The organism is Pseudomonas sp. FG29, assembly GCF_057809355.1.
The window spans coordinates 482,377-494,938 of record NZ_JBMDJU010000001.1; the positions used below are offsets into that span (position 1 = coordinate 482,377).

13 protein-coding genes and 1 pseudogene are annotated in these 12,562 nt (G+C 61.7%); 6 read left to right on the forward strand and 8 right to left on the reverse strand.

Annotated elements, in window-relative coordinates; all coding sequences use genetic code 11:
- The first annotated feature begins 110 nt into the window (after window positions 1-110).
- Window positions 111-755: a YecA/YgfB family protein gene (locus ACODS1_RS02385; RefSeq protein WP_489084380.1), complete on the forward strand. Its 645-nt coding sequence runs from the start codon at window positions 111-113 to the stop codon at window positions 753-755.
- 54 nt (window positions 756-809) lie between these two features.
- Here ACODS1_RS02385 and ACODS1_RS02390 read toward each other — a convergent pair whose 3' ends face one another.
- Complete coding sequence (locus ACODS1_RS02390; RefSeq protein WP_489084381.1) at window positions 810-1,631, reverse strand: HDOD domain-containing protein; 822 nt, start codon at window positions 1,629-1,631, stop codon at window positions 810-812.
- A gap of 198 nt (window positions 1,632-1,829) precedes the next feature.
- A complete protein-coding gene (locus ACODS1_RS02395) occupies window positions 1,830-2,177 on the reverse strand; it encodes a cupin domain-containing protein (RefSeq protein WP_489084382.1) in 348 nt (115 codons plus the stop codon).
- A gap of 193 nt (window positions 2,178-2,370) precedes the next feature.
- Between ACODS1_RS02395 and ACODS1_RS02400 the strand changes: the two are divergent.
- A pseudogene (locus tag ACODS1_RS02400) lies at window positions 2,371-3,525 on the forward strand (FIST signal transduction protein); the annotation flags it as partial.
- Window positions 3,526-3,897: 372 nt separating this feature from the next.
- Window positions 3,898-4,398 carry a methyl-accepting chemotaxis protein gene (locus tag ACODS1_RS02405; protein WP_416340204.1) on the forward strand — a complete coding sequence of 167 codons (501 nt, stop codon included), beginning with the start codon at window positions 3,898-3,900 and terminating at the stop codon, window positions 4,396-4,398.
- Window positions 4,399-4,448: 50 nt separating this feature from the next.
- Here the strand turns inward: ACODS1_RS02405 and ACODS1_RS02410 are convergent, their stop codons facing one another.
- A complete protein-coding gene (locus tag ACODS1_RS02410) occupies window positions 4,449-5,540 on the reverse strand; it encodes an SMP-30/gluconolactonase/LRE family protein (protein WP_489084383.1) in 1,092 nt (363 codons plus the stop codon).
- A 534-nt stretch (window positions 5,541-6,074) separates the two neighbouring features.
- Here ACODS1_RS02410 and ACODS1_RS02415 point away from each other — a divergent pair.
- Both ACODS1_RS02415 and ACODS1_RS02420 read left to right on the forward strand, forming a co-directional pair.
- Window positions 6,075-6,818 (forward strand): class I SAM-dependent DNA methyltransferase, encoded by a 744-nt coding sequence (locus ACODS1_RS02415; RefSeq protein ID WP_489084546.1) that lies wholly within the window; start codon window positions 6,075-6,077, stop codon window positions 6,816-6,818.
- A 102-nt stretch (window positions 6,819-6,920) separates the two neighbouring features.
- A complete protein-coding gene (locus ACODS1_RS02420) occupies window positions 6,921-7,553 on the forward strand; it encodes a hypothetical protein (RefSeq protein WP_489084384.1) in 633 nt (210 codons plus the stop codon).
- A 36-nt stretch (window positions 7,554-7,589) separates the two neighbouring features.
- On the opposite strand, the gene ACODS1_RS02425 is transcribed toward ACODS1_RS02420, so the two are convergent.
- Both ACODS1_RS02425 and ACODS1_RS02430 read right to left on the reverse strand, forming a co-directional pair.
- Window positions 7,590-8,138 (reverse strand): hypothetical protein, encoded by a 549-nt coding sequence (locus ACODS1_RS02425; protein WP_489084385.1) that lies wholly within the window; start codon window positions 8,136-8,138, stop codon window positions 7,590-7,592.
- A gap of 86 nt (window positions 8,139-8,224) precedes the next feature.
- Window positions 8,225-9,082 carry a DMT family transporter gene (locus ACODS1_RS02430; protein ID WP_489084386.1) on the reverse strand — a complete coding sequence of 286 codons (858 nt, stop codon included), beginning with the start codon at window positions 9,080-9,082 and terminating at the stop codon, window positions 8,225-8,227.
- A gap of 281 nt (window positions 9,083-9,363) precedes the next feature.
- Here ACODS1_RS02430 and ACODS1_RS02435 point away from each other — a divergent pair, with 281 nt between their 5' ends.
- Window positions 9,364-10,377, forward strand: coding sequence for a sterol desaturase family protein (locus ACODS1_RS02435; RefSeq protein ID WP_489084387.1), 1,014 nt, complete (start codon window positions 9,364-9,366; stop codon window positions 10,375-10,377).
- Window positions 10,378-10,401: 24 nt separating this feature from the next.
- Here ACODS1_RS02435 and ACODS1_RS02440 read toward each other — a convergent pair whose 3' ends face one another.
- The 3 genes from ACODS1_RS02440 to ACODS1_RS02450 all read right to left on the reverse strand — a co-directional run bounded on the left by ACODS1_RS02440 (window position 10,402) and on the right by ACODS1_RS02450 (window position 12,492).
- Window positions 10,402-10,707, reverse strand: a complete 306-nt coding sequence (locus tag ACODS1_RS02440; RefSeq protein ID WP_489084388.1) for a hypothetical protein — start codon at window positions 10,705-10,707, stop codon at window positions 10,402-10,404.
- A gap of 168 nt (window positions 10,708-10,875) precedes the next feature.
- A complete protein-coding gene (locus ACODS1_RS02445) occupies window positions 10,876-11,571 on the reverse strand; it encodes a GNAT family N-acetyltransferase (protein WP_489084389.1) in 696 nt (231 codons plus the stop codon).
- 174 nt (window positions 11,572-11,745) lie between these two features.
- Window positions 11,746-12,492 (reverse strand): substrate-binding periplasmic protein, encoded by a 747-nt coding sequence (locus tag ACODS1_RS02450; RefSeq protein ID WP_489084390.1) that lies wholly within the window; start codon window positions 12,490-12,492, stop codon window positions 11,746-11,748.
- Window positions 12,493-12,562: the final 70 nt, after the last annotated feature.

The window sequence follows — 12,562 nt, forward strand, 5'->3', positions numbered from 1 at the left end:
GCGCATTGTAGCGGGCAGAGGCGGCGAGGGCACTCGCCAGATGCCGGACGGCGCTGGCAACTCGGCCCGATGGCTGTACAGTAGCGGCCTTTTTCATGGGGGCGTTTGCGATGGATAACCGAGGACTGGAGAAGCTCGATCAGTGGCTGCTCAAATACGGCAACGACGACTCGATCCTGTCGGCCAGCGAGCTGGACGGCTTCTTTGCCGCCATCGTCTCGGCGCCACGCCAGGTGGCGCCGGCCGTGTGGTATTCGGCGATCTGGGCCAACCAGCCGCCGCAATGGCCGAGCGACAAGGACGGCGAGCGCTTCATGAAGCTGGCCGTCGAGCTGATGAGCGAGGCGGCCTACATGCTCGCCGAGGAGCCGGATGACTACGAGGCGATCTTCCTGGCCGATGCTAACGGCAAGGGCGAGAAGCTGATCGTTTCGCAATGGTGCGCGGGCTACCTGCGCGGCGCGGAAGTGGCCGGCTGGATCGACGCCGAGTTGCCGGACGCCGTGGCGGCGGCTTTGCAGAGCATCGTCCTGCACGGCAGCGAAGAGGGCCAGGAGACGCTCAATGCCATGTCGGATGCCGAGTACGACGCCAGCGTAGCCTTGGTCGAGCCGGCAGCGGTCGAGCTGTATGCCTACTGGCAAGAGCACCTCGATCCGCTGTTGCCGGTTCGCCGTGACGAGGCCAAGGTGGGGCGTAACGATCCTTGTCCCTGTGGCAGCGGCAAGAAACACAAGCAGTGCTGCATGCGCTGATGTAACCGGCGTGAGTAGCGCGCCCGCCTTGACGGGCGCCTGGGGGCGCGTTGCTTAGCCCAGCAGTTCGGCAAAGGCCTTGTCCGCTTCCAGCACGGCGGGCAGGGCGGCGAACAGCGCGGGCAGGTCGATCTCTTCGAACAGCGGGCTGTCCAGGCTCTGCTGCGCCTGCTCGCTGACGCCATCGAGCTCCACGGTCTCGCCGACCAGAATGGATTGCGCGACCAGGCGGGCGTAACGGCCATCGTCCGGCGCTGCATTCGGGCGCGCCTGGAAGGCGATAGCGTTCTGGATCAGCACCGGCAACTGCCAGCGCCGCGCTAGCTCGGCGCCTACCTCGGGGTAGCCGAAGCCCAGTTGCAGGGTTTCCTCGGCGGCATGGGCAGCGGCTTCGCGTTGCGGCTGACGGTTGAGCTTGCGAGCAAAATCCGGCGCGCCGGCCTGAATCAGCAACTCGCCGATGTTGTGCATCATGCCGCAGGTGAAGGCCGCGTCTGCATCCAGCTTGAGCTGCTTGGCCAGGGTGCGGGCGATGCTGGCCACACGGAAGCTATGGATCCAGAAGGTCTTGAGATCGAAGCCGGTGTCCACCTTGAAGGCGCCGGTCACGGCCGAAGCCATCACCAGCGTGCGCAGGGTGTTGAAGCCCAGGCGCATGGCGGCGTCCTCGACGCTGGTGGCCTCGCGTGCCCCGCGAAAGCGTGCCGAGTTGGCCAGGCGCAGAACCTTGGCAGCGATTACCGGGTCGCGCTCGATATTGCGTGCCACGCTTTCCAGGCTGGAAGTGGGGTTGTCGAATTGCTGGATCAGTTCCTGCGCTACCTTGGGGATGCTGGGCAGGCTGTGCAGTTCGGCAAACAGGCTTTCGATATCCATGGCTGACTCCGTTAGAGGCGCTCGGTGAGCGAATGGCTTGAGCATAGCCAGACCATACACGCGCGTCAGCGTCGAAAGGTGTCTAGGGCGGGATTTTTTGCCGATTGGAACGAGGGTGCAGCGTTGTGAATCTGGCGCTGGATTATTGATGCTCCTGAAATCGACGCCGCGGCAATGGCCTCGGCGTCTGCTCTGGAATCAGGCGAAAACGAAGTACTTGCGCACCGTCTCCACGACTTCCCAGGTGCCTTTCATGCCGGGCTCGACCACGAAGATGTCGCCGGCCTTGAGGTGGATCGGCTCCATGCCGTCCGGGATGATGATGCAGTAGCCTTCCTGAAAGTGGCAGTACTCCCACTTCACGTATTCGACGCGCCACTTGCCGGGCGTGCAGATCCAGGTGCCCATGATCTTGCTGCCGTCATCGGAGGTGTAGGCGTTGAGGTTGACGGTGTGCGGGTCACCTTCGATGCGTTCCCATTTGCAGGCATCGACGACGGGCATCGGCTGGGTGTCGCGCAGAACGGTGATCGGTTTGTTGGCCATGTCTGGCTCCCGGTGCGAGTAAAAAAGGGCCTTCACCATAGGCCGCGTGCGCGTGGCGAGTTTGTCTGGTGTCGACATCGGGCTAGTCGTTTGCGCTGTTGCCTGCGACATCTTTACGCCCAAAGGACGAGAGAAGCGCAGCGCTTTTACATCTACTCTTCAAATAGAGAACCGTTCGGGTAGAGAGGCGCTTATGGGGTTTTTTCGTCGTGAACGCTTCACCCAGTCGCTGCAGGGCGCAACCGCGCAGATCAGTTGCCGTGGTAGCGAGCTGGCCAGCCAGTTGGCTGCGGTGCGTATACGCCCCAGCTTCATTACCGGCTACGTTTCACCGCACCTGGATATCGAACGCATCGCCCGGCAAATTCAGGAGCGCTTTCCCGGTGTCACGCTGAGTCTGAGCAGCAGCGCCGGCGAGCTGTGCGGCAGTGAAGGGCAGCTCTACTGCGATGCCAGCGGGCAGTGGGATCGTCTGGTGCTGGCGCTGTTCGATAGCCGGGTACTGCTCAGCGCAGAGCTGGTCAGCGTGCCGCTGGAAAGCCAGGACATTCGCGCCGGTGGCACGCGCATGTCGTTGCGTGAGCGCATCGCCAAGCTGACTCGATCACTGCAGGCGTTGCAGGTGAAGACGCCCATCGATGCCCGCGACACCCTCGCGTATGTGCTGTTCGACGGTTTGTCGGCCTCCGAATCGTTCTTCATGGAGGCGCTGTATGAGTCCGGGCGTTTTCCCTGCCTGTTCGTCGGCGGTTCGGCCGGTGGCAAGAGCGACTTCCGCCAGACCTTCCTGCATGACGGCCAGCGTCGTTACGAGAACCATGCCCTGGTGGTCTTTCTCAAGAGCGCGCCCGGTGTCCGCTTTGGCGTGTTCAAGAGCCAGAACTTCGAGCCGACTTCGATCAGCCTCAGTGTGCTGACCGCCTCGCTCGAGGAGCGCAGCATCCGTCAGGTGATCGACGCGCGCGGCAACATCCTCAGCATGGTCGCGGCCTTGTGCGCCGAGTTGCAGTGCTCGCCGCAGCAGTTGGAAAGCAAGCTGGCCAATTATTCCTTCGCCATTCGCGTCGGCAGCGAGCTGTTCGTGCGCTCCATCGCCCGCATCGACCTGCAGCAGGAAATCGTCCACCTGTTCTGTGACGTGGCGCCAGGCGAGGAATTGGTGCTGGTCAGGCGCACACCATTGGTCGAGGGCACGCGGCGTGATTTCGAGCGTTTCCTGCAGGGCAAGGGTGGCACGCCACTGCTCGGCCTGCTCAACGACTGCATCCTGCGCCGGCTGAACAATGCGGCGGAACTGGGGAAGATGGGCTCGGTGTTTGGCCGGGTGCCGGTCATCGGTTTCTCTACCTTCGGCGAGATTCTCGGCCTGAACCTCAATCAGACGCTGACGGCGATCTTCTTCTTCCAGGTGCCGCCGGGCACTGCATTCAGTGACGATTACATCGACCGCTTCCCCATTCACTACGGTGAGTTCAAGGCGTTCTTCCTGCGTCGGCAAATCAAGAAACTGGCCGGGCTCAGCCAGGTGGTGGTGAGCCAGATCGATGCCTTCAAGCGCCATGACTATGGCAGTTGCGTCGACAGCGCCGGACTCGACGAGCACATTCGCCCGGTGTTCGAGGGGCTGGCCGATCTCGGCCAGGTGTTGCAGGCGGCCGAGGCACGGCAACGCGAGATCGGCGAACAGTTGCACCTGCACGCCCATGAGTTGCACCAGAGCATGGATGCCCTGACCGACAACATCGCCCGCCAGGGCGAGGTGACCGAGCAGGCCGAGGGTGTGGTGCGCAGCCTGAGCGAGCAGGGCGCTTCCGTGGTGCGCAGTGCCGATGAGCTGGCGCGCTCCAGCTTGCGTATCCAGTCCATCGTGCAGGTCATCCAGCAGATTGCCGGGCAGACCAATCTGCTGGCGCTCAACGCTGCCATCGAGGCTGCGCGGGCCGGAGAGATGGGCCGGGGCTTCGCCGTGGTGGCCGACGAGGTGCGCAACCTGGCGCAGATCACCCACAAGAATGCGGCCGAGATCGGTACCGACGTCGATCAGCTGTCCCAGGCCATCAGCGCCGTCTCCGGGCATATCCAGCAGCAGGTCAGCGAGGTTTCGGCGCTGGGCGGGATGATCGATTCGCTGCGTGATTCGGCCGAACTGACCGAGGAGACCTCGCAGCGCACCCGTGAACTGGCCGATACCCTGACGGGGTTGACCGGGAATGTCGGTTGAACCACCTCATTGTGCGGCCTGCACCGCCCATCGGCGGTGCAGGCTTGGGCTCAGCGGACGAAGGTGGCGCCGCGGGTGTTCACGTAAAGCGAATAGATCGAGTGGCTGCTGGCCATGAACAGGCGGTTGCCCTGAGCGCCGCCGAAGCACAGGTTGGCGCAGCGCTCGGGTAGGTAGATGTGGCCGATAGTCTTGCCTTGCGTGTTGAACACACGTACGCCGTCCAACTCTGTGGGTTTGCCTTGTGGCGAGCCGTTGCTGCCCCAACCGCACCAGAGGTTGCCAGACTCGTCGCACTTGATGCCATCCAGTGCCCCGGTGGCGCCGCCGTCGATATGCTTGCGTCGCTCGCCCAGTGAGCCATCGGCGTTCACCGCATAGGCCCAGACCAGACGGTTGGGTTTGGCGCGGCCCTCGACCACGTAGAGGGTCTTTTCGTCCGGTGAGAAGCACAGGCCGTTAGGCCCGGCCAGATCGTCGATCACTCGGGTGACCTTCAGCGTCTGCCCATCGATGCGATACACGCCGTGCGGCAGCTCGATCTGCACCTTGTGCCCTTCATACTCGTTGCCGGCCTGGAAAGGTGGATCGCTGAACCACACCGAGCCGTCACGCTTGACCACGATGTCGTTCGGCGAGTTGAAACGCTTGCCTTCGTAGTTGTCGGCCAGCACGGTGATGCGGCCATCGGGCTCGGTACGGGTGATACGGCGGCCCAGCTCCTGTGTGGTCGAACCTTCACAGGCAATCAGACGGCCTTGGTTGTCGCGGGTCAGACCGTTGGAGTAGTTCGATGCCTCACGATAGACGCCGAGCGACTGGCTGATCTCGTCCCAGCGCATGATGCGATTGTTGGGGATGTCGCTGATCAGCAGGTAACGACCGTCGCCTACCCATACAGGCCCCTCAGCCCAGCGCAGGCCAGTTGCAACTTTCTCGACGCTGGCGTTGAACAGACGCAGTTCCAGGAAGCTGTCGTCGAGGATTTCCACCGACGGATCGGGGTAGCGCAGGTTCAGCGGTTCACCGGCCTGGGCCAGGTGCGGCAGAAGCGAGCCCGCGCTGGCAGCGGCGACCGAGTATGTGAGGGTTTGCTTGAGAAATTGGCGACGCGAGCCGCTTGGTTGGTGCTCTTCGTTCATCGTGGGAGTTCCTTGTTGTTCTTGTCAGTCGCGAAGGCGACCGTCGAAACTTATACGATGTATGATGACTTTGGAATGCTGGCATCCAAACGCCGAGTCCAGACGCCTTATGTATAGCCGTTAAGGGTTCAAGAATAAGGTTGTGGGAAGTTGGGTGTGTTCTGATGTTGTATGACAAATACCCGCGAAGTCAGACGATATCCGCCTCAGACCGTGGTGACGAAACTCTCCGCCGCCGAGATCACGCGGCGCGCACCATCCTGGACGTCCTCGACCACCTGACAACTCCAGATCCAGCTCGACCTGGCTGTTGCCACGGCTCAGATTGCCAGCGCGCGCCCTTTGTGGCGGTGTTAAGTGGCAGCAGACTGCCTGGTCGGCGATGCTGCTCTGGCTGCAAACAACTGTTGGATACGGGGGCGCCTTGTCTGGCGATAGGTACCGGTAGCGCCGATACACGGCGCATACAGCGTGGTGCAGGCTTGGGATATGATGCGCGCCCCCTATTCACCGCTTCGCTTCGCGCAGGTCAGCATGTCCGGCAACGCCCTCTACACCGACCTGTCCGGTTATTACGACCTGATGTGCGCGGATATCGACTATCAGGCGCAGAGCCACTGCGTGCAGCGCCTGCAGCAACTGTTCGGTAATGGCGGCCGGCGCCACCTGGATCTGGCCTGTGGTACTGGCCCGCACGTGCGCCATTTCCTCGATGCCGGCTACACCAGCGGTGGCCTGGACATCAATCAGCCGATGCTCGACCGCGCCGCTTTGCGTTGCCCGGAGGCGCTGTTCGCCTGCCAGGACATGTGCACGTTTGAGGTCGAGCAGCCGCTGGATCTGATCACCTGCTTTCTCTACTCCATTCACTACAGCGCCAGCACCGAACGGCTCGTTGCCTGTATCGCCAGCGTTCACAGCGCCCTGGCTGACGGTGGCGTGTTCTGCTTCAACGCCGTGGACAAGCAACGTATCGATAACGCCTCGTTCGTATCCCATAGCGTGCTGAATGCCGAAGGCCAGTTCCGCTTCAGCTCCGGTTGGCACTACAGCGGTCAAGGCCAGCAGCAGGCGCTGCGCTTGCGTATCGAGCGCAGCCAGGCCGGGCAGGCCGAAGTCTGGAACGACGAGCACCCGATGGTGGCGGTGAGCTTCAGTGAACTGCAGGAACTGCTGTCGCCGTACTTCGAGGTGCAGGTGCTTGAGCACGACTACCAGAGGTTGCTGCCCTGGGATGGCCAATCGGGCAATGCGCTGTTCGCCTGCACCAAGCGTTGAAGTGCGATCGTTTGATGGCTGTTTGCCATCTTTGCGGTCTTTGCATAGAGTGTGGCCGCCGTTGCGACAACGGCGCTTTCAACTCAACAAGGATAGGTCGACATGAAGTTCAAGATGATTGCGATGGCCATGTTTCTGGGCCTGGCAGGGTGCGCCAGTTTTCCCGGAGAGGAAGTGGCAGAAACTCAACTGCCATCGATGGTCAATTATCAAGAGCGGCCTGGCGTGTTCGTGGATTTCAACTTCTACCGTGGTGAGGCTGGTAGTGCAGGTGCGGTCGAAGTGCCGCAAGGGCGTGACCAGCTCAAGCCGCAGCTTGAGGCTGTGCTCCGGGACTCTGGAATGTTCAGCCGCTATACCCTCGATCAGTTTCAGAAACAGCCGGGCGACTACACGCTTAAGCTGAACGTCTACAACAGCGGTTCGACTGGTGCGGCGATGCTCAGTGGGATGATCACGGGGTTCACCCTCGGCATCATTCCGGGCAGCGGCAAAGACGAGTACACCATGACGTTGCAGGTCATCGACGGCCAAGGCCAGCTCGTCAAGGTCGGTGAGAACCATGATTCGGTTCGCACCTGGATGGGATGGGTATTCCTGCCGATGATGGCTCACACGCCGGCTGATGCCATCAACGACAGCTTCCGCCGCCAGCTCACGGCCTTGCTCAAGCAAATGCTCGACAAGCAGATGCTGAAATACGCTCAGGGCCGGTCGCTGTTACTGCGTGGCTGAAAGGAATCGGCGCGCCTTGGGCGCGCCGATCATCGATCATTGCTTCAGCGCTTTGATGAACGCCGGATCCTGGTACAGCTCTGCCAGCAGTTTGCGTACCAGCGGGTTGTAGGCGTTGGCAGCAGCCGGAATGGCGATGGCGCCGACAAAACTGCTGTCCCAGACGCTGGTAACCGTTTTGCTTGCGCTGTAGAGCGAAGTATTGCCCTCGCGCAGGTCGAAATCTGCGCGGATCAGGCCATTACCGCTGCCCATGCCTGCGGTCAGGCTGTTTTCACGCAAGCGAACTTCCAGATGGCGAGTGGCCGAGGGCGCCAGTAGCCCGGCTAGGCGCAGTTCACCTTCCAGTGCTTGCTGTACGTGTTTGCTCATCGAGCCATCGGGACTACGGATAGGGTTGGCGCGAACGGCAATTGAGTCCTGCCCTTTGTCCGCTACCACGCTTGGCGCATCCAAACTATGCAACGGGGCCTGCTGCTTGAGTAACTGGACGTTGTCGTAGCTGGGTTCATAGCGCGGCATGGTTACGCCACAACCGTGCAGCAGGGCTACCGTGGCAGTCAGTAGAACGATGCGCTTCAACATGTGAATCCTTTCGTGCAGTTTTAGGAGGGGCGATGATAGCGCAATGCCACTTTGGCGTCGCATGCAGACAGCGGCGTCGACATAACTCAGGCGGGTAGGACTGGGCGCAGACGCAAGGTCAGACCAGCGTGCGCCACCAGCGTGGCGATGACCAGCGCGCCGCCGTAGAGCGCGGCGTGGGTCGGCGTTTCCTCCAGGAAGTACCAGACCCATAAGGTGCCCAGTACGCTTTCCAGCAGATAGAACAGGGCGACCTCGGCAGACGGCAGGTAGCGGGTGGCGTTGTTGATCAGCAGCGTGGCCAGGGGCATCTGGATCAGACCCATGAGCGCCAGCACCCAATAGCTCGAGCTTCCGAGCCCGAAGGGTTGCGCGTTGGGCCAGGCGATCAGCGCCGCCATCAGGCCGCCGAGGGCGATCAGGGGCATGCGCTGCAGATCCGGGTGGCGGCGCAGGAGCGTGAGGTTGGCGCCCACTGCCGCCGACGACAGCAGGGCATAGCCGTTGCCGGTCAGATCGCTTGCCGAGAATGCGCCAGCGAATACCACCATGATCCCCAATGCCGCCACGCCGATTGCCAGCCAGGTGTGCAGGGCGACGTGCTCACCGAGGAAGAAGCGGGTGAACAGGGCGGCGAACAGCGGCGCGGTACAGAGGATGATCACCACGTTGGCGACCTGGGTATGGATGATCGCCAGGACGAAGAAGATCGAGATCAGGGCCAGCAGCAGGGCAGAGCTGGCGCTCAGCAAGGGATGTGCGCGAACGCTGGCGCGGCTTTTCGCCGATAGCGAGAACACGCCCAGCGCCAGGAACATCAGCAGGCCACGCCAGAACAGGATGCTCCAGGCATCGGTCTGCGCCAGCCTGACCAGCAGGCCGTCGAAGCTGAGTACCAGAATGCCGCTCGTGACGAGCAACAGGCCGCGTGCTGAATCTTTCATCCGTGTGTCCTCGGCATGCCGTCGACGGCTTGTTGTCCTTGGCTGGATGCGCATTCGCAGACGTACGCATTCAGGTGTTGCACCGATGATGGCGCCGGACGTCGGCCCGAACCTGCCCAGAAGCGTCCCGGGGGCTACGGTTAACGACCTTGGCGGCTGTGATCGATGACGGGCGCGCGGCGCAAAAAGGCGGAACCGCTTTCACAAGACACTTATTCTCATTTGCTAATGCGCGTGCCTTGCTTATCATGCCGTCACTTTTGCCTGGGGGAGGCTGGGGTGTGGATGCGCAGTCATGGGCTGTCGAGCCGCTGACGCAGGTGGCGGCCGCTGTGGTCAGGCAGTTGCATGGGCTATTGGATCTCAACGGCCGCATCGGCCTGCTGTTCCTCGCGCTCTCCTACAGCGTGGCTTACCTGCTTTATCGCCGGCGCCGCGTGCAGGCGGGCGTCGCCTCGTTCTGGCAGTTCATCGGCGGTCGCCAGGTGTGGCTGCATCCGTCGGCTCTGCTCGATTACCGCTATTTCATCCTGCGGGCCGCGTTGCGTGTGTTATTGATCGTGCCGGTCATCGGTCTGGTCGACCCATACGTGTTGCGCTCGGCCGATTACGTCGCCTTCTTCAGCCAGCTCTGGGGCGAGCGGCCACGTCTGGGGGAAAACCTCGGGCTCAGCCTGCTGTACGGCTTGGGTGTGTTCCTGATCAACGACTTCGCCAGCTACTGGACGCACCGTGCCTTTCATAGCCGCTGGTTGTGGGAGTTTCACAAGGTGCACCACGTCGCGCCGGTGCTGGTGCCGTTCACCGCCAGCCGTGTGCATTTCGTGGAGAAGATCGCCGACAGCCTGCTGACCCTGATATTGCTCGGCGCTTATTCCGGCCTGTTCTGGTACCTGTGCGGCGGGGAGGTCAGCCGTTACACCCTGTTTGGCGTCACCTATCTGGTCTTCATCTTTAACTGCCTGGCAGCCAACTTGCGCCACACCCATATCTGGCTGTCGTTCGGGCCGCTGCTGGAGCATGTGATCAACAGCCCGGCGCAGCACCAGATCCATCACAGCGACGCCCCGCATCACTTCCACCGCAACTTCGGCACCAACCTGTCGCTCTGGGACTGGATGTTCGGCACGCTCTACACCACCACCCATACCCCTGAACAGCTGAGCTTCGGCACGGCCGAGCGAGATGCGCATCGCTACCTGAGCCTGTACAGCCTGATCCTGCTGCCCTTCGTCGACACGGCGCGCAAAGCGCTGCCGCTGCTCAATCGACGCGCGCCGAGACGTGAGGTCTAGTTGGGAGTAGTGGCGCGGTACGCCTCACTCCGATAGTGGTGCGCCGCAATGCAGGCAGTTTGGTGTTGCCGGTTCCTGCCAGTCGCCACATACCGGATCGCTCCGATAGTGCGGTGACTCGCCACAGGCGGGACAGGCATAGCCCGCGATCAGACGGTGCTTGCGCTGCAGGTTGAGCAGTACGCCCGCGATCATCACGGCCAGGGCGATCAACCATTCACTGCCCAACCCGAAAATCGCCAGCAGAAACAATGCAATCACCAACCAGGTCAGTACGGATTCGAGGAAGTGAACCTGCATGCGCTGGTGGTCGTAGTCATGTGGGGTCATGGCCCGGCATCCTTGTTGTTATGCCTGAATCCTGCCCCGGTCGCCGCGCGCAGGCAACCCGATATGTCGCTGTTTGAGGTGGCGTGCGAGGGGCTTTAGCCGCGACAGATCGATGGGCGTGTTCTCAGCTTCCGTGCTGCTGTGATCCGTGAGACTCGCGCAGTTGGCTCAGTGCAGCGCACGCGACGGCAGGCGCTCGTCCACAAGCTGTTTAGCGTCGATGGCCAGCGCGTCGAGGTGCGCATCGCGCTGCTTTTCGGCCTGCTGCATGGCGCGCTGGCCGTGTTGCTTGAGCAGGTAGGCATGAATCTGCCGGACTTCCGTGGAGGCAAACACTGGCTTCAGGTCGGTGATTGCCACCATGCCGTTGGAGCGATAGTCGCGACTGCTCATCAGCACCTGTGAACCCTGTGCGGCCATTACCTGCAAACCCAGGGTCTCGAACAGCGGCACCTTGCTCGCCACGCAGGCCAGTTCCAGGTGTGGGCGGTGCATCAGCACGCGTTGTAGCAGTGCACGGCCGATGCCCTTGCCGCGATATTCGGCCTGCACCGCCAGGTAGGGCAGGGTACAGGCGGCGGTGTCGTCCGGGCTTGGCAGGTAGAGCGCAAAGCCCAATACCCGCGCCGGGTCTTCATCATCCAGCGCCAGCAGCAACTGCACGGGGCCTTCGGCCTCGTCGTTCATGGCCTGCAGGTACAGATGCACCTCGTAGCCGATCACGTACTGATACAGCGGATACAGCGGATTGCTTGGCAGCAGCGGCATCGAGCTGATATCAGCGAAGTTATCCACCACCATCTGCAGCACCTGATTTGTCAGGGACTCGGGCGGTGGGCTGCTGAGGTGGGAGAGGGTGAACATGGGCAGATGGGCTCCGCTGAGCTGGTGCGTGAGCGCGGTATTGTAAGTCGAAGAGGGAGCTTCTCGATTACGCAGGATGGGCTATCGAGCGTTTTCGCGCTTCTGCCCCCCAATAATCCGCTGATGCTCCGGTATCCGTATGGAGCCCGCGCTGGCGCGTCGGGCTCCACATGATTACTCGGTCAGATAACGGGCCGTTACCTGATCGATGAAGCCCTCCTTGCGCATCTGATCCAGCGTGCTTTGCAGCTTCTGCACGACCTCATCCGGTGTTTCCTTGTTCAACGCCAGATAGAGCTGGGTACTGCTGATGGAAAAGGCGAGTTCCAGTTTGCCGATGCCGGCCTTTCTGGCCTCGTAGTCGCCCGCCGGATTGGTGGTAGCCCAGAGGTCGAATTCACCCGCCTGAAGCTTGGCGGGGGCGTTGCTCAGAACGTTCTTCACGGTGAAGTTCTGCTTCTCCAGATACTGGCTGACGCTGGTGCCTGCGACTGAACCAATGCTGTACTGACGGGCATCGTCGAGGCTGTTCAGCGTGATCGGGTTGCCCGGTATCTTCAACAGCACCAACTGAATCTCGCTCAATGGCCCAACCCACTTGAAGCGCGACTCGCGTTCGGCGTTGCGGCTGAGCGAATACACGGCAAAGTCGGGTTGCTGTTCGGCCATTTCCTGCAAGCGGCTCCATGGGAACCGCAGCGTCATCTGATAGGGAATGCCGGCACGCTTGAACAGCTCGACCACCACCTCCTTGTCGATGCCCTCGATACCGTCTTCCCGCTCGAAATTCTTGCCGCTGACCGACATGCTGAAGGGCGGATAATTCTGGGTCAGGATCTGAATGACATCTTCTGCCTGGGCGTTGGCAGCGAACACTGGCAGCAGTGAGAACATGATTCGGCAGACTGTCTTGTGAAGCATGGGCAACTCCTTGTGACCTTTATTTTTTCGTGACGCGAACATTCGGTTCGCCTTGCCTATGAGATCGACG